Source organism: Pseudomonas sp. J380 (assembly GCF_009827115.1).
In the GTDB taxonomy this organism is placed as follows: domain Bacteria; phylum Pseudomonadota; class Gammaproteobacteria; order Pseudomonadales; family Pseudomonadaceae; genus Aquipseudomonas; species Aquipseudomonas paracarnis.
This window is the reverse complement of sequence record NZ_CP043060.1, coordinates 4,652,193-4,675,312: the sequence shown is the minus strand read 5'-3', so window position 1 is coordinate 4,675,312 and position 23,120 is coordinate 4,652,193. Positions and strand designations below refer to the sequence as shown.

Sequence of the window (23,120 nt, the reverse complement as noted above, 5' to 3'; positions counted from 1 at the left end):
TCGTCAGACATCTGCGGAAGGGCGAACAATGTGCACTTCGTCGGAAAGTTTGCCTAGTGGGCTTTCTACGGGTTTTGGACGATTGTCATGTAAGGTTTTTCCCTAGTTTTGCGCGGTACTCCTCGACCTAGACTTACGTCCAATGGGCACCCACTGCGCAGGAGTCGACCATGCAGCACGATAACGACAAAAACACTGCGGTCACTGTTATGAGTAAAGCTGATGCATTCGCACAGGCGGGTAAAACCGCTGTGTTGCAGAACATCCACGGCACCCTGCAATTCCTGCAACGCTTCCCGCCGTTCAACCAGATGGAACAGGCGCACCTGGCTTTCCTGGTGGAGCAGTGCCAACTGCGTTTCTACGGCCCCGGCGACAGCATCCTCAAACCGTCGGGCGGCCCGGTCGAGCACTTTTATATCGTCAAGCAGGGCCGGGTCGTGGGTGAGCGTCCAGACTCGGCGGACACCACCTTTGAAATCGCCACCGGCGAATGCTTCCCCCTCGCCGCCTTGCTGGGTGAGCGCGCGACCCGTACAGAACACAAAGCCGCTGAAGACACCTTCTGCCTGCAATTGAACAAACCGGCCTTTATCAAGCTGTTCGCGCTGTCCAGCCCGTTTCGTGATTTCGCCTTGCGCGGGGTCAGCAGCCTGCTCGACCAGGTCAACCAGCAGGTACAGCAAAAAGCCGTGGAAACCCTCGGCACCCAATACTCCTTGAATACCCGCCTGGGTGAATTGGCCATGCGCCACCCGGTCACCTGCAGCCCGCACACACCGTTGCGCGAAGCGGTGACCTTGATGCACGAACAACAGGTCGGCAGCATTGTGATCGTCAACGAACACAAGGCGCCCCTGGGCATCTTCACTCTGCGCGATCTGCGTCAGGTGGTCGCCGATGGCGCCAGCGACTTCGGCCAGAGCATTGCCGGGCACATGACCCAGGCGCCGTTTTACTTGAGCCCGGAGCACAGCGCTTTCGACGCAGCCATCGCCATGACCGAGCGGCATATCGCCCATGTGTGCCTGGTGCAAGACCAGCGCCTGTGTGGCGTGGTCTCCGAGCGTGACTTATTTTCCTTGCAGCGTGTGGACCTGGTGCACTTGGCCCGCACCATCCGCAACGCGCCCCGGGTGGAAAACCTGGTGGCGATTCGCGGTGAAATCGGCCAGTTGGTGGAGCGCATGCTCGCCCATGGCGCCTCATCCACCCAGATCACCCACATCATTACGCTGCTCAACGACCACACCGTGTGCCGGGTGATCGAGCTGACCCTCGCGGAAAAAGGCGACCCCGGCGTGCCCTTCAGTTGGCTGTGCTTTGGCAGTGAAGGCCGCCGCGAACAAACGCTGTACACCGACCAGGACAACGGCATCCTGTTCGAGGCCAAGGACGCCGTCGAAGCCGCCGAAAGGCGTGAGCGCTTGCTACCGCTGGCGCAGCACATCAACCAAAGCCTGGCGCTGTGCGGCTTCAGCCTGTGCAAGGGCAATATCATGGCCGGCAACCCCGAGCTGTGCTTGTCCCGCGTGGAGTGGGCGCGGCGCTTCGGCGCGTTCATTCGTGAAGCGACGCCGGAAAACCTGCTGGGCTCAAGCATCTATTTTGACTTGCGCGTGGTGTGGGGCGAAGAGCGCGGTTGCGAGCAACTGCGCCAGGGCATTCTCGATCAGGTGGCGGATAACCGCTTGTTCCAACGGATGCTGGCCGAAAATGCACTATTGCGACGCCCGCCGGTAGGGCGTTTTCGCGAGTTCGTGCTGACCCGCAAAAATGGCGAAAAGGCCACCCTCGACCTCAAGGTGCAGGGCCTTACGCCTTTTGTAGATGGCGCGCGCCTGTTGGCCCTGGCCAATGGCATCCACGCCAACAATACCCTGGAACGCCTGCGCCAGTTGGTGGATAAGGCCGTGATCGAACCCCTGGATGGCGCCGCCTATGAAGAGGCCTACCACTTTATCCAGCAGACCCGCATGCAGCAGCACCAATTGCAGACCCGCGAGAACCTGCCCTATTCCAACCGCGTCGACCCCGACAGCCTCAACCACCTGGACCGGCGCATCCTGCGTGAGTCCCTGCGCCAGGCCCAACGCCTGCAAAGCAGCCTGAGCTTGCGGTATCAGCTATGAGTTTGTTTGGCTGGCTGCGTGCCAAAAAACCTGGGCTCAACGCTGCGCAACAGCAGCGCCTGGAACAGTTACCCAAGCCCGCCGAAGTGGGCAACGGCCCATTGCGCAGCCAGCGCTGGGTAGTGGTGGACCTGGAAACCAGCGGCCTGAACCTTCACCGCGACCAGGTGCTGTCCATCGGCGCCGTGGTCATCGAAGACGGTGCGGTGGATTTCTCCCAACTGTTCGAACGCACCCTGCAGCGCAGCGACACCAAGCTCAGCCCTAGTGTGCTGATCCACGGGCTGGGGCCCAGTGCAATCGCCGCTGGCAGCGACCCGACCGAGGCGTTGCTGGATTTCATGGCGTTCGTGGGCGACAGTCCGCTGCTGGCCTTCCATGCGCCGTTTGATCAACACATGCTGTGCCGGGCGCTCAAGGACAGCCTGGGTTATCGCCTGGCCCATCCGTTCATGGATGTAGCAGACCTGGCCCCGCTGTTATGCCCAGAGGCCCATATCCGCGAAGCCGGACTGGACGACTGGCTCAACCACTTCAGGCTACAGGCCGGCGAACGCCACCATGCCAGCGCCGATGCACTGGCGACGGCGGAGCTGATGTTGATCCTGTTCAGCCGGGCGCGGCAGCAACAGATCGATACGCCCCAGGCGCTGTATGAGCGTTTGGCCCAATGGAAACGACGCAAGCAGTCCCCTTCCCTTTAACGCTTCGCGCCCGACGCGGAGCATCGCGGGATGCATTCCTACGCATATCGCGGGAACGATCACCCGACAGACGCCAATTGCGCCCACCCTACGCCTCTGACACAATCGCGAATAATTCTCGTTAGTTTAAACCTTATTCGGTGATGCCTTGTCGTCGGTCCATACCCCACGCAGTGAGCTTGTTGGTGCGTTGTATCGCGACCACCGTGGCTGGCTGTTGGCGTGGCTGCGACGTAATGTGGCGTGCCCAAGCCGTGCCGAAGACCTGAGCCAGGACACCTTCATGCGCCTGCTGGGCCGTGATGAGTTGCGCGAGCCCCGCGAACCACGGGCGTTCCTGGTGGCCATCGCCAAGGGTTTGCTGTTCGACTATTTCCGTCGTGCGGCCCTGGAACAGGCCTACCTCACCGAATTGATGCTGATCCCGGAAAACGAACAGCCTTCGCCGGAAGCCCAGCAACTGATCCTCGAAGACCTCAAGGCCATCGACCGCCTGCTCGGCAAGTTGTCGAGCAAGGCCCGCGCCGCGTTCCTCTATAACCGCCTCGACGGCCTGGGCCATGCCGAGATCGCCCAGCGCCTGGGGGTTTCGGTGCCGCGCGTGCGCCAATACCTGGCCCAGGGCATTCGCCAGTGCTACATCGCACTGTATGGCGAGCCGTCGTGACCGCGATCGGCTCCAAACCGGTGTCGTCGCGCGTGCTGGATGCCGCGATTGCCTGGCAACTGTCCCTCGACTCGGGCGACGGCAGCGCGGTGGAACAGGAAGAGTTCAACAAGTGGCTGGCCAGCGATGAGGAACACGCTCGCGCCTGGCGCCAGTTGGGCATGCTCGACCAGCGTTTCAGTGTGGCCTCGGGCCCGGCTCGGGCGGCGCTGCTGCAGTCGCGCCACGGCATTCGCCAGCGCGTGCGCAAGCTGGGCCGGGGCCTGGCCAGTATCGTGCTGGTGTGCGGCCTGGCGCTGTTTGCCGGTGAGCGTTACGTGCCTATTCACTATTGGCTGGCCGACCAGCGCACCGCCACCGGTGAACAGCGCACGCTGAAGCTGGCGGACGGCACGCGAATAAACCTCAACACCCACAGCGCCATTGATGTGCGCTTCGACGAAACACGCCGCTTGATCGTGTTGCAGGCAGGCGAAATTCTCGTCGAAACCGGCCACGACGATTCGCGCCCTTTCTACGTGCAAACCCGCGACGGCAGCCTGCGGGCGCTGGGTACCCGGTTTATCGTCAAGCGCGAAGACGACGCTACGCGCCTGAGTGTGTTGCAGTCTGCCGTGGCCGCCCAGCCCGAGGCGCTGCACCAGGAACAAGTGTTCAAGGCGGGCCAGCAAGTGCTGATGCGCGGCGACGGGCTCGGGCCACTGTTGGCCGTCACCCCCGCCACCGATGCCTGGACCCGCGGCATGCTGGTAGTGGACAACGCTCGGCTGGGGGATGTGATCGAGGAATTGGCGCGCTATCGCACCGGCTACCTGGGGGTGGATAAGAACGTGGCCGACCTGCGCATCACCGGCAGTTTCCCGCTGCGCGACACCACGTTGGCATTGAATGCGCTGTTGCCGACCTTGCCGGTGCAGATCGAGCAGCACACGCCGTGGTGGGTGACCGTCAAGGGTAAGCCTTAGGCTTGATCGTTCCCACGCTCCGCGTGGTAATGCAGCCCGGACGCTCTGCGTCCCAGGCCGTGACGCAGAGCGTCACACGAGGCGTTCCCACGCGGAGCTTGGGAACGATCACAGCACACCGCAAAAAATATTTTCACCCGGCCCTATCACTTTTCGATTCTCGCTCGGCACCTAGGCAATTGAGAAATATTTCCATTCAGGAGCCGCCCGTATGTCCCGCACGCTAGACACCTTGTTGCGCCCCAGCCTGTTAGCCATGGCGATCGCCCTCAGCGCCCCGCTGGCCAGCACCCCGCTGATCGCCGCCGAACAAGCCTCCAGCGTGCGCGCCTATAACCTGCCGGCTGCGCCCCTGGCCACCACCCTGAACCAGATCGCCAGCCAGGCCGGCCTGGCGCTGACCCTCAACCCCGCACTCGCCGCCGGCAAGACCTCGGCACCGGTCAAAGGCCAGTTCCATGCGCAGGGCGCGTTGCGGGAAGCCTTGCGGGGGACGGGGTTGCAGTTGGAGCAGAGCAGTGCGGGCACTTACACCCTGATGCCGGTCCCGGAGGGCGTCGTTGCCTTGCCGACCACCAACATCACCGGCCAAGGCAGCTATGAAAGCGCTTGGGGGCCGGTGGAGGGATATGTTGCAAAGCGCACCGCCGCCGGCACCAAAACCGATACTGCGCTGGTCGAGGCACCACGCTCGATCTCGGTAGCCACCCGCGAGCAAATGCAGGACCGTAACGTGCAGAACCTCGACGATGCGGTCAAATACATGCCCGGTATCGTGTCTGCCAGCTACGGCAGCGACACCCGTTACGACTGGATGCGCGTACGCGGCTTCGAGCCGACGCAATTCCTTGATGGCCTGCCACTGCCCCGTGGCGTGTACGCCAACCCGAAAGCCGAAACCTGGAACCTCGACCGCCTCGCCCTGCTGCGCGGTCCGGCCTCGTCAGTCTATGGCCAGACCCCTCCGGGCGGCCTGCTGGATATGGTCAGCCGCCGCCCCAGCGCTGAATCGAGCCACGCCATCCAGATGCAATACGGCAGTGACAACTATCGCCAGATCAATTTCGAAAGCACTGGCAAGATCGATGATGAGGGCCAGTTTCTCTACAGCGTTGGCTGATGCCGAGCGCGAAAAACTCGCGCTCTAATCTGAGATAAATGGCCTCAGAATTTTTTGCAGCTGTCGCAACAGAATATCAAAACAGACCGGCAGGTTCGGCCTGAATGTCCCAACTGAAGATCAACACCTCCTTTGCATCACTCCCTTTCCCAACGCTCACGTGAGCGGGAGGGCCTTGGCTGGCTTGCAGGGTAGTTCTGCTGGTTGGCGGTCAGCTTAGATGCGTCTACATCTGAGCTGGCAGCCCTCTTTTATTGCTGATTGCGATTGGCGGGTGAAGCTGGCCAATCAATAATTTTCGGAAAGTCAGGCTGCCGCTGAATTCTGTTCAAGCCTATGCGATAGCGCTTCCATTCCTCTATTTCTATCTCTTCTTCCGGCGACGCGTCGCCCAGATCCACTGCATCTTGCAATGGTGCTATTCGCGTGGCTGCAGCCGCCAACAATCGGTCGCGCTCAGCTAGGGCCTGACTGGAAAGCGCCTCCAGCTCAGCATCTTGGTCTAACTGCCAGCGATCTTTCCGCCATACGTAAAACGGACCAGGACAGACCTCAGCTGTCAGATCATCCGGAAGCGGACCAAGCTCTTGCCACTGGCGAGCCTTCCCATCGACTTTGCTATAGACAATGCCTCGACAGTCCTGAACCAACGACCAGGTGCGATCGCTGTCGGGAGTATTGATTACTGCAAAGCCTATTTTGTTTGGCGGCGGCGCTTCGACAAAGGCCCCGGCTGGTATGAGCCAGTTATCCGGGTCAAGCGGGTTGGGGTCTGCAAATGCTTCACCTATGTACTCCCCCGTAACCGGATGGGCTAAGTAGATCCGCGGAGGATTGGAATCTGTCATGGTTCACCTCAGTATTTGATACACATCAGTCGTGCAACGTTTCGAGGGCGCGTTTCGGCCCCACCAGTCCGACCCGTGGACCCCACGCTCACGCTACCGTCAACTTTAAAGTCTGCTGTCGTATTCCCTCCAGCAGCTCCAGCGGCTCCAGTGCCGTCGCTGGTCAGCGCGTGATCGTGAGCCTCAAGCATTGGGGCCTGATAAGTTCCAAGACTACGACCGACATCAACACCGCGACCGTCATCAAGCCCCCGAAAGAACTCTGCTCGACTTTCGGGCAGGTTGAACGTGGTACTCCCGTCTCCCGCACCGTAGGTCGTACCAATTACTGCAAAGAGATTGGCGTATACGGTTCTGGAAACTGCAGCACCATTTTCTTTCAGAAATCCAGCAGGCGCTCTGGCGCCCGCGAAAGCGATAGAAGTCCCAACCGGCAGAAGAGCATTTGCATCTAAATTTCCGTCGTGCCATAGGGTCCGTTTCGGCGTCCACTTACCGGAGTTCGTCACGCCGCGAACACAGATAATCACATCATCACGGCCCTGGCCTACAGCAATCTGGCCAGCGCACGACTTGTCGGAATAGGGAAGGTTTAAGATGGATGAATACTGTAAGAAAGCTGTTGGCGATCCATCCATCGCGTAAAAACCACCGGGCAAACCAATTGTCTCGATGGGCGCTACATCAGTGGACGTGCCACCGATACCAAAGCGACCAATTTTGACCCCATCCAGTATTCCGTAATCCGCAAGGCTCACGCCTTTGTTAGCCTTACCGGCCAGCGCTTTCGTCACTGTGGACGCGAAGTTCGGATCGTTTCCTAGCGCGGCGGCCAACTCGTTTAATGTGTCAAGCGCATCGGGCGAAGAACCCACCAATGCAGAAACAGCTGCTCGAACGAACGCAGTGTTCGCGACACGCTTCGAATTGTCTCCAGCGGCCACGTTCGGCACCTCTGGCGTTCCAGTAAAGACAGGGCTCGCAAGTGGTGCCTTGGTTGAGGGGTCGAAGCTACCTGTATGCCAAAGTTTCCGGGTGGGCGTCCACTCTCCTGAGTTGCTCACGCTCCTGATATAAACTACAGGCTCTGCACCGCCTAGCTCAAAGCCTAACTGCCCAGCGAAACCCGCTTCCCCATACGGAATGTTGACCAAACCTACGTAGTTGGCAAAAGTGGTATATCCCTCCTTAAACGAGTAAAAGCCGCCGAGCAGATTTTTGGAGTCAATAGGCCCTTGTGGAGATACTTTCCCGCCGAGCCCGTAATCACCGATAGCGATAGCGTCGCTGATCCCGTAACCCTCTAAGGTCCGGGGATTTTCACCTGCGGTAGCCACGCCCTTCGCGTTTAATGTGACTTTTGTGTAGCTTCCCGCCGAAACGCCTGAATCAGCGAGCGTTAACGTTATCTCCGTATCCGCACTCCCGTCGAAGTTACCGCTGCCACTGGCCGCGCCCTTGAACTTCAACAAGCGAGCTGTTGCCAGCTGAGTAGCCAAACCAACGGCGGTTTTACCGTTAACAATCTTTGCGATAGCGGCTTTCAGCCACGCAGTTCGATTGCCCAACTGCTCAGCTTGTTTGTTCGCTATGCCACCAGGGCCACCTAATACCCTATCCGAAGTTTCAATTTGGTAAGTCCCATCTGCGTAGTCTTCTGTTTCAGGCAAGGTGGCCATCAAATACTGCTCCCATGGTTATATAGTCCGTCATAACGAGCGGCGCCGTTGTAGCGAATGGCCACGGCTTGATATTCAAGCGAGGCAAGGCGGCACCTTTTAGGTGCGATGGTAGACAACATGCGGCGGATCAGATCCGCCTGGTCGTTGGTGATGGGCTCATTAAGAATCACTCGATAGGCGGCCCAGGCGCGGGCGTCTCCGTACACATAGAGACCGTTGAAAGCGATGCTGCCGTTATAGGTTCGTCCGCCGAGGCCCTCCTGCAGCTGGACTTCGCCAAAACCCAGCAGACGGATGATTTCCCGAATCGCCCAGGGCGTGCCCTTGTAGCGGTGCAGCTCTACCGCGTTTTTTAGCAGGTTCCTGCGGGTGTCCTCGGACTCGGCGAGCAACCACGCGGCCTCATCGAGCAAGCTGAACTGGTCGGCTAACACGGGCAGTAGAGGCGCTTTCACCAGGTCGAGGAGGTAGACCAGCATCGGCGTCAAATCGATACCGGTATGCCGCTCTTCAAGCAACCTACACAGCAGTGCAAAGCGTTCATCACCCGCCAGCGCGGGCGGTAAGGTTAGGTCAGCCATCAGCGACCCCCGCGTAGAGAATCTCGATGTCGGAGCAGTCAGCCCAGCCATGTCGGCCTAGTGCCAACGGAACAGCCGGTAGCTCCAGGACAGAGCGATAGACGCCCGAGACCTGCAGTCGGGCGTTGAGCTGCTCGGGCACGATATCGAGACCTAGCTTGGCGCGCAGCTCCTGGGCATAGTCCTCGGCGGCCTTGCGTGCTGCGGCTAGGGTGGGCTCTCTTTCGGCCCAGGCATACAGCGTGATGTGCGACTTGATACGCCAGTCGATATGTTCTGGCATCTGCGCTCGCACGGTGTCACACAGAGGGCGCAGTTTCTCGCCAGTCAGATAGTGCTCGATCTGCTCCAGAAGGTTCGCCGTTGGCATACCTGTCTCAGTGAGCGGGTGTATAGCCACTTCGCCATCCGGCAAACCGTCCTCGGGGCCGCGTACCGCCACATCAATAATGGACTGGTGGACCGATAGCGCGTGATAGCGATAGGCGCCTTCACTGCCCGCGGTTGTGTAGGCTTCAGGGGCAAGAATAATGCGTTCTGAGTAGTGAAGGTCCGTCTCATCTTCAGCGCCGTCGACAGGTACGCTGACGTTGCTGGCAGTCAGCCCTGCGAACGGCTGCCCGACCAATGTGTTGATCTGACCGATAGCCCAGCCGTTGCCGATAACGCCGGGTGTCTCGCAGACGGCCCGCATCTGTACCGTAAGCGCCCCCGCTTTCAAGATCGCTTCTTGACGGGTAAGAAACGCCACGGCGCCATTTTGAGTCGTGACGCGGGTATTGGCAGGGATCAAACGGTCCTGCGACTGCCCCTCGACGACATCGAACTGGACGGTACAAACCGCACCAACGGCTAGCAAGCGTGGCGTACCAACCAGGTCGCCCAGGTAGTCAAGGATCGGGCCGCTGCTATATCGCACCAGGAGCTTCTCACCAGCGTTCTGGATTGCAGCCTTGATCCGCATTTCTGAATAAGCCACCTGGTTGAGGAACAGGCGCTCAATCTGTGCAGGAAACAGCGACTTGCCGGACTCTTTTTCGTAGCTGGCAATGATCTCGGCTTCAGTGGCTGCTGGGTCGATCTTGACGAATTCGGGCTTAGGCAGCTCGCGCATACGGCACCTCGGTCAGTTGAGGGATGCCATCGGCAACTCGCCAGTGCACTCGTACCGTGATGCGTGCACCGTCGATGCTCACCTGCACTTGAACTACTGACACGCGAGTTTCCCAGCGGCGGATAGCATCAACGGCTTCGCGCACCAGGTGCGGCGTAACCCGGTTGGTGGGCCAGTCGATATATAGATGCAGGTCGCTACCGAACTCTGGCCGATGGGCATCGCTACCCTTGGGCGTGGTCAGGATGATGCGAATGGCCTGGTCAATGTCGCGCAGACCCTCGACCACCTCTCCGGATGTACCGAGGGCAGGCTGCCAGTGGGTGGCGGTGATGCTGGTGTAGGGAGTGGGCGTTGTCATGCGCCCATGGTGCGGAAACCGGAGATCGGTGGCTTTTAATCGAGTTTAAAGAGCCTTACCCCGAGTGGCTTAGTGGGTATGGTTTTTTGAGTTGCCGCCAATATCCATGATGGTACCCGTGGCATCTATGTTGCCGTCCACGTTGAGGTTGCCATTGATCTGCAGGTTCCCATTGAGGATTACGTCCGGGATTTCCAGCGTTGCTGATGGAGCCTTGACCATTACAGGCTCGCCAGATTCAACGGTCAGATTTCTGGCACACTTGAGCAACGTCGCCCCAACGCAGTCCAGGGACATCTCGCTGGTTGCCTGGTTATACGTGAAGACGGTGCCGTCTTTAAAACGGACATAGTCAGTATTTTCGTCTATGACAGGTGGCGGCTCCACCGTCGAGTAAATCCCGCCCAGGACCACACCACCGACGCCGTCAGCATCGAGCAGCACCGCGACCTGTTCGCCCAACTCAGGCATAAGTGGTCGACGCTGAGTGCCCTGCGTGTTGCGCTGGGGTACGTTGAGCCAGTAACTCTCAACACCGTCACGCTCATCCATGCGTACACGCACGCGGCAGCTCGGGTAATCCAAGGCGCTGATCTCGCCGTATTCCAGTTCAATGCTCATTCGTTTTGCCCTTCATTATTAAGCCACCACTTCGTGCTCGATGCCGTAGGTGGACAACGCGAGGTCAGGCTTGGAGTTATCCATGGTGAAACCAATCGATGGGGCTGACACTCGGCAGACCTCCTGGTCGACGGTGTAACCGCCAGTTCGGATCATTCGATGTTGTGACGAAAGGATCAGATAGTTGCCACCCAGTTTGCCTGCGGCAACCAAGCTCACCACATTGCCGCTAACCAGATTGGGACGTCCCATGGCTGTCCAACTGCCGGTGGTACGTTCGCGATTGGCCTTGGCCAGCTCAGCCTTGGCTTTGGCCTTCGACTCTTCAGCACTGGTACTGCGCTTGCGGCTTTTCTTGGTATCGCCACTGGTGGTGGTCTTGCTGGCGCTGCTCGGTACCGCGACCGTCTCACCATTGACGATCCGATAACTGATCAACTGCTTCTTGACCGGGTCTTTGTGTTTGACTTCCACGGCCTTCGGTACGTCCTTGATCTTGTCACGCAGGTGCACGTTGGCCTGGTCCTGCAATAGCTGAGTGGCGACAGGCTTACCCTTCGCCAGTTCGCTGATGGCGTGGAACACCAACTTGTTGCCGGTCACCTTAAAGGCGTAGCCATATTCGTCGGCCAGGCTGCTCAAAAAGGTCAGATCAGAGTCCTGCTGGGTCAGACGGTCGAGCTTGATGGGCTCGATTTTACCGATCAGCTCCAGCCCCAGTCGGGTTGCGACCTGCTTGGCCACGGCGTCCAGGGTGAGGTTTTCATAGGCGCGATGTTCGGTGGTGCGCAAAGCCAAATTGATACCGGCAGCCAAACCGTGGATGGTCACGGTTGACGGTGGGCACCGCAGCTCCACCTCATCAATTTCAAAACGCCCGAGCGTCCGAAGCGGCGCACCCTCCCAGCCGATGGCCAGGGTCAGTGCATCGCCGTGCCCTGGATACCAGGCATCTCGCCACTTGCCTTCGGTGTCCTCCAGCTCGACCTCCAGACTATCAGCCTGGCCGGACAGATAGTCGATGTACGTCAATGAGAGCAGGGCCAGACTGATATTGTGGGTGATATTGCGCTGTTGATAGGTCAGCACAAAGCGTGCTTCGGGTACCAGTTTTGGGATCAACGCATCCATGGTGGGAGATCCTCTGCGGTGGCCACCGGCTCCAGCATTGGAATAGCCAAGATCAATCCGGCTGGTAATGCGGCGGTGATAGGCACATGCGGGTTGGCATGAACGATTGGAAAATACCGATGAGCGTCACCGTAATAGCGCCAGGCTAATTGGTCCCAGCGCTCGCCCTCTCTTGTCACGTGGGTTATAAGCATCAAGCTCTCCGGGTCAAGACTTCTGCAGCCAAACCTGCCAAGCGTTTACTAGCGCTGCCCATAACAGTGACAGCCTTATCCAGGGACTCACGCGAGGCGGCAAAACGGTCGACAATATTGCTTAGGTCGACGGGGTCCAAGCTGGAGCGCGACCCCATAACGCTACCCAGCACGTCATCCCCCAGGCGGGACAGATCGGCGCCATCATCGAGCAGCCCAGCCACAGTCGACAAACCTTGCAGCGGCTCGATGGCACGTGCGGTAACCCCCAATAACTGGGGAACTTGCCCGAGAATCATTGACGGGTTACCGCCCTTTACCGCCTCGTAAAGACTCTTTCCCGCTCTCAGTACATTGCCAGCTGATTTGGCATGACCGATAGCCAGTTGGGTGGCGCTGGGTATTGGAACCATGCTGGAGAGCAATCCTGGTGACCCTATCGCGGAAGCCCCGCCTAACGCCGGATCAAGAAGCCCCTGGCGAACGACTTTACGGGTGAAGGCCCCAGTGTATTCACGCAGGCCGACTTGCACAGTCGAAGCAACGACCTGACCGACCGCCGTGGCGCGGCGAATAGTGTTGCTGACACGGGTGACGACATACGGGCCAATGTATTCACCGCTGCCCATGACCAACGCCAACGGCTCGTGTCGGCTCTTAGCCTCGCGAAGTAAGCGCAAACGCTCAGCCGGGTCACCCAGCAATGGGTGCAGTTCAATGGTCAGGTTGATTTCATCCAGCCCTTCGCCAATCCACTCCAGCAACGGTTTGCCTTGGATACGTGCATGCTCCGCCCAGTCTGCAGAGCCAGTCTGCTCCATGCCGCTGATGCCACCGGCCACGGTGAACTCGATAGTGCCCAGGACAGCGAACATCAGGCACGCCCTCCACTAGGTGAGCCGTAGCTACGGCGGTTTTTCTCGTGCTCGAAGCGCTCCATCATCCGTATGAACTCGGCATAGCTCGCCTGCAGTCCCTGATTCACCTGTTCCATTACACCTGGTCCACCTGGCACATTGATTTGAGGCGAGAAACTCACCTCGATCTTTCCGCCGATGCCAACTCCACCGCCCATCATGCTGGCCCTCGAAACGTCGGCGGGATTCGGTGGTGCCATGTTGACCCTGGATTGAGATGCCATGCCTAGGGCTGCTTTTCGCACCAGGTCGGCCTGGCCGGTGATACCCAGGGCTGCGCCTTCACTGATATTGGCGCCATACCCCATGAACACCCGGCTCGGCGAGTGGATATCCAGGTCTCCGGTAAACCAGCTTTTAATTGACGACCCGAGGCCAACCACGGCGTCCTTCATCACTGTCGCTTTGTTCCTGATGCCATTGACCAGGCCATCAATGATCATGCTGCCGAACTCAGTGAACTTGCCTGGCAGTTCAATACCGAAGTAACTCATTACCCCCGAGAACGCTTTGTAGAACAGGCTCATGGGAGAGAAGTTGAGGATCAGTGTGGCAACACCGGCCAGACCACCATCAAATGCTTTCGGGATATCGCTGATACCTTCCAAAAGCCAGCGCACAGGCGTTAACAGTGCCGACAGAACAGCGCCAACAGCCCGACCGAACTCGATACCTGCCCAAGTGGCGCGGCCCAATTCGTCACCCGTAACTTGCACTGGACTGAACAGTTCACGGACCCAGGTGATCACCGGTTTGATGTATTCCCCCAGTTTCGCCAGCAAGGGGGCTACTGGAGCAAAGGCTGCTGAGAACGCATCACCTATCGGTTTAAGTCCATCTTTCAGACCGGTGAAAAAGCCAATCATCCAAGCCTTAAGTGGTTCCCAATACTTGTAAATAGCCAACCCTGCGGCACCGATAACAAGTGCACCTACGGCAATTGCACCGATGATCAGTCCAATAGGATTCGCGACCAGTACAGCATTAAAAAAGGCCATGGCTCCCGACAAGCCAGGAAGAACTGCCGTGAGTCCCGTGACACCCGAGATAAAGGGAGCGAGTCGAGTGGAGATCAGAGCACTGTTAAGTAGGGTTGTCTTGCCTGACAACACCGCCATGGTGGTGCCCATACTATTGAGCGCTGAAGCACCAAGATTGACGCCGTACTTCAAGGCAATAAAGCCTAGTTTTAGTGCAACCACTCCGGCGAGGGTTTTGACCACACCGCTGACTAGACCAGCGTTTTCTTCAGCCCAGGCCGAAAACGAGCGAACCAATGGGATGGCTGCATTGGTGATATCGAGTAACGCAGGGAGCAAAATCCCACCCAGTCCGATACCGACATCCGCCAAGCCTATGGTTAGTGCTTTGAGCTGCTCCTTGGGGCTGCCCATGCGCTTTTCCCAGTCCTGATCCAGCACGCCCTTATCAGCCGCGTCCATCCCACCTTTCTGGATGCTGGCCTGTTCGTCCTGGTTGGCCAAGGCCGGGCGTACAAAGGACAGTACTTGCTGGTCGCGAAAGAGTTCTCCCAGTTTGTAGGCCTCATTCAAACGATCCAGTGCAATCTGCCGTTCCTGATCATCTTTCAGCGCCATGACACGCTGGAAACCAGCGGCGGCTGCAGGCCCTTTGGTGCTGGTGTACTTGGTGATGGTCGTCATCATGGCCTGCATCGGTGTAAGGCCCTGACTGATCAGGCCTCTCATCGTATCTTGCAGGTCGATACCTGCGTCCGAAAACGCTTTTAATGTGTCGGGCGCGGTGATCTTGGAAAGGAAGTTCTTGAAGTTGTTGGCTGCTTCATCGTTGCTGCCTGCGCCTTTACGGGCGATCTGTAATGAGGCGCCGATCTCAGCCACAGCCCGCTCGCCGGTAATGCCGAGGGCCGCAAACTGAGGCGTTAATTGCGGCAACCACTTGGCCATGTCTGCCAGTTCGAACTGCCCACGTTTACCGGCGTAGGCCAGGATGTTCATTGATCGCTCAAAGCCTGCCGCGCCAATGCCCAGGTTGTCATTCAGTGCAATAGCTACCGACCCGAGGTGTTCCATGCTGGCCCGTGTGGCCGTTGCCGACTTGGCCATTACGGGAGCATAGGCAGCCAACTCTTTCGAACTGGAAATGCCACCGGCAATCAAGCCCCCTGTACCTGTGGCCACTTCGGTTTGGGTTTGATTCCAGCGCAATGCGGACTCACGCATGACGTTGCTGAGGCGTTTCTCTTCTCCCGCATCAAAATCGCCAGTAATGGCGATGTCACGCGTGCGGTCCTGGAAGTCAATCGCCTGGCGAAACGACTGGGCAATGGGAGCCCCGACCACCGCTGCAGTGCCCAAGGTTTCGAGTGCCTGCCCGCGCAGTTCGCCACGTTCGTTTTTCAACTGTGCGCCACGGGCCAGGCTGGTGTTGAGACGTTCCTGTTTGACCTTGAGTTGATCGATGGCACGCCCGACCTGGTCGTACTGCCGACGCAGGCGCTCGACGCCCGTACCGCCACGCGCCAGGGATGCAGCCAGCTCGGTGCCGATGAGTTTTTGTTTGGCTGTCAGGCCGTCCGTCGCACGACCAAGTTGTTGGACCGTCGATTTGGCGGAACCAAACGCAGCGCTCAAACTACCAGCGACCGTGGCGCCGATTTTTAACCCGACAAGAACTTCATTGGCCATGGCATGCCCAGCTATTTATATAAAGAGAGGAAGGTGTATCGCCCGGTGCGGGGCGATACGACACTGCGCGGGGGGAATGTGATCGGGTTACTGCTTGTTCAACTGCTCGATCCGACGATTGATCTCGCGCTCACACGACTCAACCCAGCGCCAGTAATCCTCCATGTCAAGCTGCGCTATCTCCGATGGCTGCATCTTTAGCACCATCAGCAGCGCTTCGTCCCAGGACTGCAGCAAGGTCTCCTCCAGTGGACATTTCCCGCAACACCTCGGTGGCTGACTTCGAGTCAGCAATGTCGAACTCGCCCAGATCTTCCAGGGTGATGCCAAACATCTTGGCGATCAGCATGTCTTCCAGGACGCCTTCATCCTTGGTCGATGCTTGGGCCTGGCTGATGTCTTTGCGCTTGAGGCGTTTGATAGGAACAGAGTTCAGCTGTACGCCAGCAGCCGTTTTGAAGGGGAACTTGAGGGTGAAGGTCAGTTTGTCGGCCACGTTTGTAACTCCAGGTTGGATTGCTCTATGAGAGCCCTGAGTGTCGCGCCTGGCCGTGGCGCTTGCTTTTAATCGAGTTTAAAGAAGAAGCCCCGCACGATGGCGGGGCTTCGGGTTGCCGTCCTGGCGGCTCCAGTCCGTTGGAGCTGGTCCTGGTGTTACATCAATGCCGGTGATGGCAATAACACTGGCAGCGTGGTGTTTTTTGATAGCGTCCATTTGCCAGGGCCATGCTGAGGGCTTCGACCAATACCTCTTTGGGGGTTTCCTCCAGCGTCTTGCCCCAGTAATGTCGAGCCCGCATAGAGTCAATGTCTCGATTTATCTGCATTTCGATGCTGCGTTGTACGTCTTCACTACTTTGCGGACTTTGTTTATTTCCTTCAGGAGTCACAGACATGGCCACCTCCAACATCAAACGGTTCGATGAACTTACTGGACAGCTCTTCGGTGTCTTGTACGAAAGCTTTCCCTTGCCTCGCAACTTGGAGTTCGAACACTTCCCAGCTGAGGACAAAAAGTTTTTTGTTGCCAGCGTCGATTGGCTGAGTCGTGCGGGCTATCTTAGCTTTATGTTTCTCTACCCTAATCAGGGGTACACCGAAGTAGTACTGACCTCCAAAGGTCTTGAGGTCTTGAAAGCCCTACCTGAAAGTCTCAAGTCCGGCCCTAGCCTCGGTGATCAACTGGTCGATGCATCCAAGACCGGAGCCAAGAGCCTGCTGGGTGACATTGCAGGCCAGGCCCTGTCCATCGGCGTCAAGATTGCAACCAGTCACCTCGGCCTACCTGGCTGAGTTAAGCCTGCCCGATGTTCTGCCGGTATTTGGCCAACTGATCCTGACCACCCACCTTGAAGATGTTGGCCAAGTAATCGAGCAGCACCACCTCTTCGCCATTCAGGATCTGGCGCACATAGGTTGCCGAGAACGGCACTTCAAACTTGCTCGGGTCGCGAGGTTTGAAACTGCCCAGGGCGTATTCCTTGAACATGACAGTCATCAACGTCACCAGGGGAATTTCGTCGACCAGACCCGCGCTGTTAAAGACCTGGACGTTGGAGCGGCATTGCAGCTGTACGGTCTTGAACGGCGTGGCCATCTTCTTGGCCGATTCGATGTAAAGACTGTTCCAGGTAATCTTGCCCTCCAGTTTATCGATCCCATCCGGCAGTTCGATCAGGCCGACCATACCCAGCCCCTGAAAGTCACCCATCACGGTCTTGACCGACCCCAGATCGATCTCTTCGCAACGACCGAAGAAACTGGCACCGTCCAGATAGACCGCCGCGTTGGTGATGCGGTGTGCGCTAAAACCAGCCATTTATGCGGCCCCCAAGTTGACCAGGTATTCACCGGTAATTTCAGTTTCGAAGGTGCCGCGCTCAAATGGCAACGGTACGGTGAGTTTGTAACTGAACAGCAAGTGCCCCAGTTCCAGCTCGGTCTGTGGGTTGCGCGCTGGGTCATACCAGCACTCACCGCCCAATAGCGCCTGATCGCCGATCAACTTGCGCAGGAACTGATTGACGCTTTCGCTGATGCTGTCGATCAAAGAGTTAGTGATCGGTTGGTCGACGAACTGCAACGAGCTGTAGCGGATCGATTCGTCGACGATGTCCTTGGTGCGCCGTACGTTTTCGAAGTTGCGCATGTAAGTCACGGTAGGCCAGGCCGCCGTGCGGTTACCCCAAAGGCGCAAGCCGGTGCCAAACGAGTTGAACACAGTAGTGATACCGTTTTCATTGAGGAGGTTGACCTCGCTGCTGGCATCGTCGATTCGTGCAGTCAGTGGACGCTCCAGACCGATCACACCCAGAAGTTCCTGGTTGGAGCTGCTCCACCAATAGCCTTTATCGTTATCCACCTTGGCGCGCAAACCCGCTGCCCTAATCGACAGTGGTTGTAGGCGCTCACCGTTGGTCCGGGCGTCGTACACCTTGACGTGCGGATAGCACAAGCGAACGCGGTCGCTGCTGGTGTTGAAGTTGAGCGTGCCCGCTGGTCCGCGCCCGGCGATCACCTGCTGCACGGTGCTACCAATTGGCGCATCGATATACGCCACAGCACTCAATTGTGTGGCTGCGGCGATGAGTTCGACGCTGACCGCGTTGAGCGTGCTAAAGCCTGGCGCGATGAAGATCTTCGGGAAAAAGCCCAACTGGTTGTAACTGTCCTGGAAGGCCTTCAAACCGGTGCGTAAACCTGCCGCGTTTACGGTACCAATGATGTCAGCAGCGGTGACCTTACTTGGATCGGAATAGGTGTAATCGGCTTTAACCGCACCTTTGGCAGGAATTAAACCGGTCACGAGTCGTTTCACCCGACCGGTCAACATATCAACCGTATAGTCAGTGCCCAGCACGTAGGTGTCACCGGCTTCGGGCTTGAGCACCAGCGATTGCAAAGCACCATGTGCCAACTGCAGCAGGTCGTTATCACCGAACGCTTGATCTTCTGCGACGATGCTGGTGCGGTGAACTGTCGGATCGAGCACGTTGATCACCAGCACCGTTCCGGCGCCGAAGTCGTAGATACCGTCCAGGGCTTCGGGAATACCGAACCCTGGCAGATCCGGGCCGAATTGGGCGCCGTCGGTCTCATTCAGCGACAGCGTCAGGGTGTTCACTGGACCCATCGGTGCGGTGCCGACCAGGGCAATCACCGCTGACTTGACCACCCTGATGGCCCGAGGGCCGCGTTCGACTTCGGTGGTTTCAATACCGTGCAGATAGTTAGCTGGCATCGGATTTTGCTCCTTTCTTCCCACTAGACGGTGGGCTGTCGGTGACGACTGACGTTGCCGGTTGAACAGACGCTGGGGTTTGTTCTACCGGTGCTTCCACCAGGTGTTTGAGTGCCAACAACACACGGGTGTACTCGTGTTCAGCCGGCAGCTCGACGTGCTTGTTGTGTAGCAGCTGCACGTCCAACAGGTCGGCGGAGTCTTCAATACGCAAACACGCTGCGCTTTGAGGCCCTAAATAAATGTATCGGGTTAAGTTCACGGGATTTCCTCAAAGGTGAGATTGCTCAGCAGCGCACCGTGGTCGGGGACCATGGACTGCAGCTGAGTAGCGCGAGTGGAAAAGTCTTGTGCGTATTGCCAGATACCTTCCCGATGACCAATGAACTGCTCGGACACGGGACGACATGCCATGTCGCAGTGCGGTGCATACCAACCGGTCAAGCAAGTGCGAGTACGGTCGAGGTAGGTGACAACGCCGTCTTTGCCGTTGAGTTCTCGAAACACCAGGGTCAGGCGGATGACGATGTTGCGTGCCTGGAACACCGCATCGGTGCCTTCAGAACCACCAAAGGTCGATCTGCCATAGGCCAACAAAATCGCACCGACCGGATGGTTCAATCGGTACTGCATCGGATTTTCAGGGAACAATTCAACGGCCATCTCATCGCCGAACTGTGTCTGCAATCGCTCCAACATTGCACTCAGCAACGCCTCGGTTTGGGTCTGTTCAGGGAGAGTGGTCATTTGTAACGCCCCCACATGTCGGTACCAAATTGCTGGGACCGGGCGCGAACGCGGATCTCACCTGGCTCCGGCGCCGCCGCACCACTGGGCATACCGAGCGTCACCACACCATCACGGATGCTCTCCAGCAGCTTGATGGTGTCCTTGCGGTTGTCCTTTACCGAGTCCGGCAGCGCCCCTTCAGGACGGCGTTGATACAGCCAGTGCCGTGCCAGATAAACCACTGCATCACGCAACACCGTCGGTACCGGGTTGAGCGGCAAGTCATAACGACCGCGCAGATAGCCATCGACCAGCTCTTCAGCCTGGCGTACACCGTCCTCGATCACGACTTCATTTGGTACCTTGGCCGCTGGATCGTCGTTGGAGAGCTGGATCAATGTCCGCTCGGGCATGGCGTTGCCGATATCGGCGCGAGTGCAGTAGCGCATGGCGACCTCAGATTCCCCGGACGATACGAATGACATCACCCGCAGCCGTGGCCGCGTCCATGGCCACGCCGTTGGAAATACCTGCAGCCAGTGTCACCGCACGACCGTCAGCATCAGACTCGACCTGGACACCGGCAGCGACGGCGCCCCCGCTGATGACCAAGCAAATGCCCAATACGTTAATCGGTGCCACGTTATCCGCTTGGGTATCCGCTTCGACGGTACCTAGGGCCTTGAGACCGGCGCCGCAGAGACCACCGGTAAAGCCCGCAAGGCGATAGCGCGGCAGGTCAGTCACGGCGACCATAGAGGTCGTTAAAACAGGTTGTTGTGTCTTCATTGGTTGAACTCCTGAATCGGTTCGATGATGAGTCGTTGCAACAAAGGGACTGCCTCTGTTTCACCCAAAGAGATGCCATCTCCTGCGTGGTACCACTTGCCGTTGTGCAGTACCGACGACACATCCGTCACGTTGTAGCGCGACAGTTGAACGACCTCTTCCAACGGCGGCTGTAACAGTGCACCTGGAGCTATGTTTTGGCCCTGCTCTTGCGACAGGAGGGACGCCAACGCACTGTCGTCCTGATTGAGCGTTGAGTCCGGCGCGAGTGCTGATGCTGCCGGGGTTTCTGGCACGACATCGCCATGCAACAGCTCGTTTACCAATCCCTGGTCGTCGGTCGACGGCAATACGCTGTCGGCCTGGTGAAGTGTCGGCTCGACTGCAGACGTCGACACTGCAGGATCAACCGGCAAGGCAGCATCCTGCTGCGAGTCATTGACCGAACCCTGGTCATCGACCGACGCCGAGGGCGCGGCCTTGTCCTTAGCGGGGGTTTTAGTCGCCATGGCTCACCTCAACCGTTGGTGTCGGAGATCAGGTAACCGGCATCTGCACCGACTACCACCGGCTTATAGATGTCGGTGTTACGCACGAAACGCACCTTGCCGCCAGCGGTGTCGTAGGTGTCGATCTCTGGCATGCCTTTGCGACGCAAGGTGTAGCCAAAGCTTGGCTCTTCGTAGTCAGCGTTTGCACCCGACATTGGCTTGGCCACGTAGGCCAAGGTCATGTTGTCGCCCCAGATGTCGGAGGTGTTGCTGACACCGGCCAGGGCCTCACCGATATAGATGTTCTCGATGCCGAACAGCGCCTTGAGGTGTTCAAGGGTGATCAGCTTGCGCTCTTGAGAGCCCAGGGCTTCCTGGAGCTTGGGGTGGAATTTCAACGATTGGTACACCGAAGCGCCCATGGTTATGGTGTTCGGACGGATACCGATGCGAGCACGCACCACCTCCTTGCCAGCCTCCACCACGGCAATAGGATCACCACCGCCGTTGCTCCATTGGCTGGAGCCAGACAGCGTGACCTTGTTGCCCGCCGGGAAGGTGCCAGGGTTCTGTGCCAGCTTGGCGCAGGTCACCTCACGGCGCAGATCGATCACGTTCACCACACGGCGCGAAGCACGGGCCTCAGCATCGAACATGGATTCGTTCTGCTCGCGGTAGTCCACGGGGTAAGCGATATCATGTTCACGCAGGACAACGTCCAGTCCGTCCAGGTCATCCGGGGTCATGAGGTTTGACTGGGCACGGATGGCGCGCTCAGTGTCGTAGACCTCAAAGGCTTCCTTGCCAAACAGCGGGATAATCCCCGCCTCCTTATCCATCAGCGCAATGGGAAACAGCCACTCACCGATGAACTGGGCGTTGCGATAGCCACGCGCCAAGTTGGTGAGAACGGGGTCAACGACCCGCAGTGCCTTCAAACGATCAGCCATGATGACTCCTGGTTACTTGACGAGCTGGCGAACTGCCGACTCGTAGGGGATGTTTTTCTCGGCAGCCAGAGCGGTTGCACGGTTGTGCAAAACAAGGCGGCCAGGGTCGGTATTTTTCTCGGCGAACTCCAGATCCATTGGAGGATTACCGTCGCCGTTACGCTCCTTGCTTGCCTGCTCAGCAAAGTTAATTTGCTTGGGCAGATCGTTGAAAATCGCTTTCAGCCCATCAACAACTGGCGCCCGCTGATCGCCCTCGCCAAATTCCAATGGGGTGTCACCGGCCTCAGCGAAGTCCAGGGCGGCGATCAAGGCCTCAGCGTGCTTAGGCAGCAAACGACCCGCGCTGACCAAGCCTTCGGCGAACGCCAAATTAGCGGTGTGCCGAGTCGCTGCAGCGTCATTGCGTTCCTTCGTTTGATGTTGCTCAACCAGGGTTGAGAGACGTTTGTTCTCCGCCTCCAGGGCGGTTTTCTCGGCCTCAGTCACAGGCTGTTCCTCGTCGGGTTTGGGTGGGGTTTGGGTGGATTCACTAAAGGCTGGGCGACGGTCTTCGCTACGGGCTTCCGCCAACAGGTTGTCGACGTCGTAGCCGGGTACAACCTGGTCAGCTGTTTCTTGGCCGAATTGGGCGATCAACCATTCGCGCAGACGGCGAAAGACACTTGCGGAGACGCTGTCGCCGAAGTCGCCAAACTCCAGGACACCTTCTTCACCATCCGCCAATTCGATGGGGCGCAGGCCCTTTACCGATGGCGGTTGGGCGCCAAGGAACCCGACATGGCGCAGGTAGTACACACCTGGCACTGGGTTGTTGGCGGCATCGGGGTGATAGAAGGACGCCGAGATTTTTTTGAAGCTGTGTTTGGCGAGCAGCTCAGCGAATGCAGGATCGACTTGTTGTGGCTCGGCGGTCAGACCTTGTGCATCGCCTGTCAAGGATTTGACCCAACCGGCTGCAGGAGCATCGTGCTTGGGGTGGCCGATGACCAGGGGCGCTTCATGCAATGCCGGGTCGTAGGCTTTCACGGTGGCCGCGAGATCAGCCTCGCTGAAATCGAAACGAACACCGTTCATGGCGGTGTGAGTTCCCGGCTTGAAAATGTGCAGTGGTTTCATGGGCTGTACGCTGACTGGAAGTGATACGCACAGCCTGAACCGCTGAGCGGCCCAGGACTTTTAATCGGGTTTAAAGAGTGTTGATTGGGAAGAAC

27 protein-coding genes and 1 pseudogene are annotated in these 23,120 nt (G+C 58.3%); 7 read left to right on the top strand and 21 right to left on the bottom strand.

The genetic code is table 11. The annotated features are described in order from the left end of the window. The first annotated feature begins 209 nt into the window (after positions 1–209). From FXO12_RS21175 to FXO12_RS21155, 5 genes and pseudogenes are all read left to right on the top strand, one after another. Positions 210–2,132, top strand: coding sequence for a putative nucleotidyltransferase substrate binding domain-containing protein (locus FXO12_RS21175; protein ID WP_054896814.1), 1,923 nt, complete (start codon positions 210–212; stop codon positions 2,130–2,132). Beyond that, positions 2,129–2,836, top strand: a complete 708-nt coding sequence (locus tag FXO12_RS21170; protein WP_057976551.1) for a PolC-type DNA polymerase III — start codon at positions 2,129–2,131, stop codon at positions 2,834–2,836. The genes FXO12_RS21175 and FXO12_RS21170 overlap by 4 nt, the downstream gene beginning before the upstream one ends. A gap of 148 nt (positions 2,837–2,984) precedes the next feature. Continuing rightward, positions 2,985–3,503: an RNA polymerase sigma factor gene (locus FXO12_RS21165; protein WP_034128860.1), complete on the top strand. Its 519-nt coding sequence runs from the start codon at positions 2,985–2,987 to the stop codon at positions 3,501–3,503. Continuing rightward, entirely contained in the window at positions 3,500–4,468 is a 969-nt protein-coding gene (locus FXO12_RS21160) for a FecR domain-containing protein (RefSeq protein WP_034128861.1), read from the top strand. The genes FXO12_RS21165 and FXO12_RS21160 overlap by 4 nt, the downstream gene beginning before the upstream one ends. Positions 4,469–4,679: 211 nt before the next feature. Next, positions 4,680–5,582, top strand: a pseudogene (locus tag FXO12_RS21155) (TonB-dependent siderophore receptor); the annotation flags it as partial. 257 nt (positions 5,583–5,839) lie between these two features. Here the strand turns inward: FXO12_RS21155 and FXO12_RS21150 are convergent. From FXO12_RS21150 to FXO12_RS21095, 12 genes are all read right to left on the bottom strand, one after another. Further along, a complete protein-coding gene (locus tag FXO12_RS21150; RefSeq protein ID WP_060765910.1) occupies positions 5,840–6,436 on the bottom strand; it encodes a tail fiber assembly protein in 597 nt (198 codons plus the stop codon). Between the two features lie 8 nt (positions 6,437–6,444). Next, on the bottom strand, positions 6,445–8,115 hold the full coding sequence (locus FXO12_RS29110) for a phage tail protein (protein ID WP_160049567.1): 1,671 nt from the start codon (positions 8,113–8,115) through the stop codon (positions 6,445–6,447). After that, positions 8,115–8,699 carry a phage tail protein gene (locus tag FXO12_RS21140; protein WP_060765908.1) on the bottom strand — a complete coding sequence of 195 codons (585 nt, stop codon included), beginning with the start codon at positions 8,697–8,699 and terminating at the stop codon, positions 8,115–8,117. The genes FXO12_RS29110 and FXO12_RS21140 overlap by 1 nt, the downstream gene beginning before the upstream one ends. Continuing rightward, on the bottom strand, positions 8,692–9,813 hold the full coding sequence (locus tag FXO12_RS21135; RefSeq protein WP_060765907.1) for a baseplate J/gp47 family protein: 1,122 nt from the start codon (positions 9,811–9,813) through the stop codon (positions 8,692–8,694). The genes FXO12_RS21140 and FXO12_RS21135 overlap by 8 nt, the downstream gene beginning before the upstream one ends. Further along, positions 9,797–10,174, bottom strand: coding sequence for a GPW/gp25 family protein (locus tag FXO12_RS21130; protein ID WP_060765906.1), 378 nt, complete (start codon positions 10,172–10,174; stop codon positions 9,797–9,799). The genes FXO12_RS21135 and FXO12_RS21130 overlap by 17 nt, the downstream gene beginning before the upstream one ends. 69 nt (positions 10,175–10,243) lie before the next feature. Beyond that, positions 10,244–10,795, bottom strand: a complete 552-nt coding sequence (locus tag FXO12_RS21125; protein WP_060765905.1) for a phage baseplate assembly protein V — start codon at positions 10,793–10,795, stop codon at positions 10,244–10,246. Positions 10,796–10,813: 18 nt separating this feature from the next. Next, entirely contained in the window at positions 10,814–11,926 is a 1,113-nt protein-coding gene (locus tag FXO12_RS21120) for a phage late control D family protein (RefSeq protein ID WP_060765904.1), read from the bottom strand. Then, on the bottom strand, positions 11,914–12,120 hold the full coding sequence (locus FXO12_RS21115) for a tail protein X (RefSeq protein WP_155717254.1): 207 nt from the start codon (positions 12,118–12,120) through the stop codon (positions 11,914–11,916). The genes FXO12_RS21120 and FXO12_RS21115 overlap by 13 nt, the downstream gene beginning before the upstream one ends. Beyond that, positions 12,120–12,995, bottom strand: coding sequence for a phage tail protein (locus FXO12_RS21110; protein ID WP_060765902.1), 876 nt, complete (start codon positions 12,993–12,995; stop codon positions 12,120–12,122). Before FXO12_RS21110 ends, FXO12_RS21115 begins: the two co-directional genes overlap by 1 nt. Beyond that, complete coding sequence (locus tag FXO12_RS21105; RefSeq protein ID WP_060765901.1) at positions 12,995–15,706, bottom strand: phage tail tape measure protein; 2,712 nt, start codon at positions 15,704–15,706, stop codon at positions 12,995–12,997. The genes FXO12_RS21110 and FXO12_RS21105 overlap by 1 nt, the downstream gene beginning before the upstream one ends. Before the next feature lie 166 nt (positions 15,707–15,872). Next, positions 15,873–16,202, bottom strand: a complete 330-nt coding sequence (locus tag FXO12_RS21100) for a phage tail assembly protein (protein WP_060765900.1) — start codon at positions 16,200–16,202, stop codon at positions 15,873–15,875. A 163-nt stretch (positions 16,203–16,365) separates the two neighbouring features. Then, positions 16,366–16,602 carry a hypothetical protein gene (locus FXO12_RS21095; protein WP_155717253.1) on the bottom strand — a complete coding sequence of 79 codons (237 nt, stop codon included), beginning with the start codon at positions 16,600–16,602 and terminating at the stop codon, positions 16,366–16,368. Between FXO12_RS21095 and FXO12_RS21090 the strand changes: the two genes are divergently transcribed. Beyond that, entirely contained in the window at positions 16,601–16,999 is a 399-nt protein-coding gene (locus FXO12_RS21090; protein ID WP_060765899.1) for a hypothetical protein, read from the top strand. The two genes, FXO12_RS21095 and FXO12_RS21090, sit on opposite strands and share 2 nt — an antisense overlap. Position 17,000: 1 nt before the next feature. On the opposite strand, the gene FXO12_RS21085 is transcribed toward FXO12_RS21090, so the two are convergent. Genes FXO12_RS21085 through FXO12_RS21045 form a run of 9 tightly spaced genes read right to left on the bottom strand, consistent with a single transcriptional unit; the run spans position 17,001 to position 22,704 of the window. After that, positions 17,001–17,525: a phage major tail tube protein gene (locus FXO12_RS21085; protein WP_060765898.1), complete on the bottom strand. Its 525-nt coding sequence runs from the start codon at positions 17,523–17,525 to the stop codon at positions 17,001–17,003. Next, positions 17,526–18,947, bottom strand: coding sequence for a phage tail sheath subtilisin-like domain-containing protein (locus FXO12_RS21080; RefSeq protein ID WP_060765897.1), 1,422 nt, complete (start codon positions 18,945–18,947; stop codon positions 17,526–17,528). It lies immediately after the preceding gene. Further along, positions 18,937–19,161, bottom strand: a complete 225-nt coding sequence (locus FXO12_RS21075; RefSeq protein ID WP_219857863.1) for a hypothetical protein — start codon at positions 19,159–19,161, stop codon at positions 18,937–18,939. The genes FXO12_RS21080 and FXO12_RS21075 overlap by 11 nt, the downstream gene beginning before the upstream one ends. 44 nt (positions 19,162–19,205) lie before the next feature. Continuing rightward, entirely contained in the window at positions 19,206–19,694 is a 489-nt protein-coding gene (locus FXO12_RS21070) for a Gp37 family protein (RefSeq protein ID WP_060765895.1), read from the bottom strand. After that, positions 19,691–20,125, bottom strand: coding sequence for a gp436 family protein (locus FXO12_RS21065; protein WP_060765894.1), 435 nt, complete (start codon positions 20,123–20,125; stop codon positions 19,691–19,693). The genes FXO12_RS21070 and FXO12_RS21065 overlap by 4 nt, the downstream gene beginning before the upstream one ends. 7 nt (positions 20,126–20,132) lie before the next feature. Continuing rightward, entirely contained in the window at positions 20,133–20,432 is a 300-nt protein-coding gene (locus FXO12_RS21060; protein WP_256678905.1) for a capsid cement protein, read from the bottom strand. Between the two features lie 29 nt (positions 20,433–20,461). Next, complete coding sequence (locus tag FXO12_RS21055; protein WP_060765892.1) at positions 20,462–20,974, bottom strand: hypothetical protein; 513 nt, start codon at positions 20,972–20,974, stop codon at positions 20,462–20,464. Between the two features lie 8 nt (positions 20,975–20,982). Next, a complete protein-coding gene (locus FXO12_RS21050; protein ID WP_060765891.1) occupies positions 20,983–21,906 on the bottom strand; it encodes a hypothetical protein in 924 nt (307 codons plus the stop codon). A 12-nt stretch (positions 21,907–21,918) separates the two neighbouring features. Further along, positions 21,919–22,704, bottom strand: a complete 786-nt coding sequence (locus FXO12_RS21045) for a peptidase (protein WP_230962016.1) — start codon at positions 22,702–22,704, stop codon at positions 21,919–21,921. Between FXO12_RS21045 and FXO12_RS29105 the strand changes: the two genes are divergently transcribed. Then, positions 22,687–23,049 carry a hypothetical protein gene (locus FXO12_RS29105; RefSeq protein WP_230962015.1) on the top strand — a complete coding sequence of 121 codons (363 nt, stop codon included), beginning with the start codon at positions 22,687–22,689 and terminating at the stop codon, positions 23,047–23,049. The genes FXO12_RS21045 and FXO12_RS29105 overlap by 18 nt on opposite strands. Positions 23,050–23,120: the final 71 nt, after the last annotated feature.

Excerpts from the sequence above, each read along its gene's own strand:
- FXO12_RS21175 (WP_054896814.1), top strand. The coding sequence starts at position 210 with ATGAGTAAAGCTGATGCATTCGCACAGGCGGGTAAAACCGCTGTGTTG.
- FXO12_RS21170 (WP_057976551.1), top strand. The coding sequence starts at position 2,129 with ATGAGTTTGTTTGGCTGGCTGCGTGCCAAAAAACCTGGGCTCAACGCT.
- FXO12_RS21150 (WP_060765910.1), bottom strand. The coding sequence starts at position 6,436 with ATGACAGATTCCAATCCTCCGCGGATCTACTTAGCCCATCCGGTTACG.
- FXO12_RS29110 (WP_160049567.1), bottom strand. The coding sequence starts at position 8,115 with ATGGCCACCTTGCCTGAAACAGAAGACTACGCAGATGGGACTTACCAA.
- FXO12_RS21140 (WP_060765908.1), bottom strand. The coding sequence starts at position 8,699 with ATGGCTGACCTAACCTTACCGCCCGCGCTGGCGGGTGATGAACGCTTT.
- FXO12_RS21135 (WP_060765907.1), bottom strand. The coding sequence starts at position 9,813 with ATGCGCGAGCTGCCTAAGCCCGAATTCGTCAAGATCGACCCAGCAGCC.
- FXO12_RS21130 (WP_060765906.1), bottom strand. The coding sequence starts at position 10,174 with ATGACAACGCCCACTCCCTACACCAGCATCACCGCCACCCACTGGCAG.
- FXO12_RS21125 (WP_060765905.1), bottom strand. The coding sequence starts at position 10,795 with ATGAGCATTGAACTGGAATACGGCGAGATCAGCGCCTTGGATTACCCG.
- FXO12_RS21120 (WP_060765904.1), bottom strand. The coding sequence starts at position 11,926 with ATGGATGCGTTGATCCCAAAACTGGTACCCGAAGCACGCTTTGTGCTG.
- FXO12_RS21115 (WP_155717254.1), bottom strand. The coding sequence starts at position 12,120 with ATGCTTATAACCCACGTGACAAGAGAGGGCGAGCGCTGGGACCAATTA.
- FXO12_RS21110 (WP_060765902.1), bottom strand. The coding sequence starts at position 12,995 with ATGTTCGCTGTCCTGGGCACTATCGAGTTCACCGTGGCCGGTGGCATC.
- FXO12_RS21105 (WP_060765901.1), bottom strand. The coding sequence starts at position 15,706 with ATGGCCAATGAAGTTCTTGTCGGGTTAAAAATCGGCGCCACGGTCGCT.
- FXO12_RS21090 (WP_060765899.1), top strand. The coding sequence starts at position 16,601 with ATGGCCACCTCCAACATCAAACGGTTCGATGAACTTACTGGACAGCTC.
- FXO12_RS21095 (WP_155717253.1), bottom strand. The coding sequence starts at position 16,602 with ATGTCTGTGACTCCTGAAGGAAATAAACAAAGTCCGCAAAGTAGTGAA.
- FXO12_RS21085 (WP_060765898.1), bottom strand. The coding sequence starts at position 17,525 with ATGGCTGGTTTTAGCGCACACCGCATCACCAACGCGGCGGTCTATCTG.
- FXO12_RS21080 (WP_060765897.1), bottom strand. The coding sequence starts at position 18,947 with ATGCCAGCTAACTATCTGCACGGTATTGAAACCACCGAAGTCGAACGC.
- FXO12_RS21070 (WP_060765895.1), bottom strand. The coding sequence starts at position 19,694 with ATGACCACTCTCCCTGAACAGACCCAAACCGAGGCGTTGCTGAGTGCA.
- FXO12_RS21065 (WP_060765894.1), bottom strand. The coding sequence starts at position 20,125 with ATGCGCTACTGCACTCGCGCCGATATCGGCAACGCCATGCCCGAGCGG.
- FXO12_RS21060 (WP_256678905.1), bottom strand. The coding sequence starts at position 20,432 with ATGGTCGCCGTGACTGACCTGCCGCGCTATCGCCTTGCGGGCTTTACC.
- FXO12_RS21055 (WP_060765892.1), bottom strand. The coding sequence starts at position 20,974 with ATGGCGACTAAAACCCCCGCTAAGGACAAGGCCGCGCCCTCGGCGTCG.
- FXO12_RS21050 (WP_060765891.1), bottom strand. The coding sequence starts at position 21,906 with ATGGCTGATCGTTTGAAGGCACTGCGGGTCGTTGACCCCGTTCTCACC.
- FXO12_RS29105 (WP_230962015.1), top strand. The coding sequence starts at position 22,687 with ATGGCGCAGGTAGTACACACCTGGCACTGGGTTGTTGGCGGCATCGGG.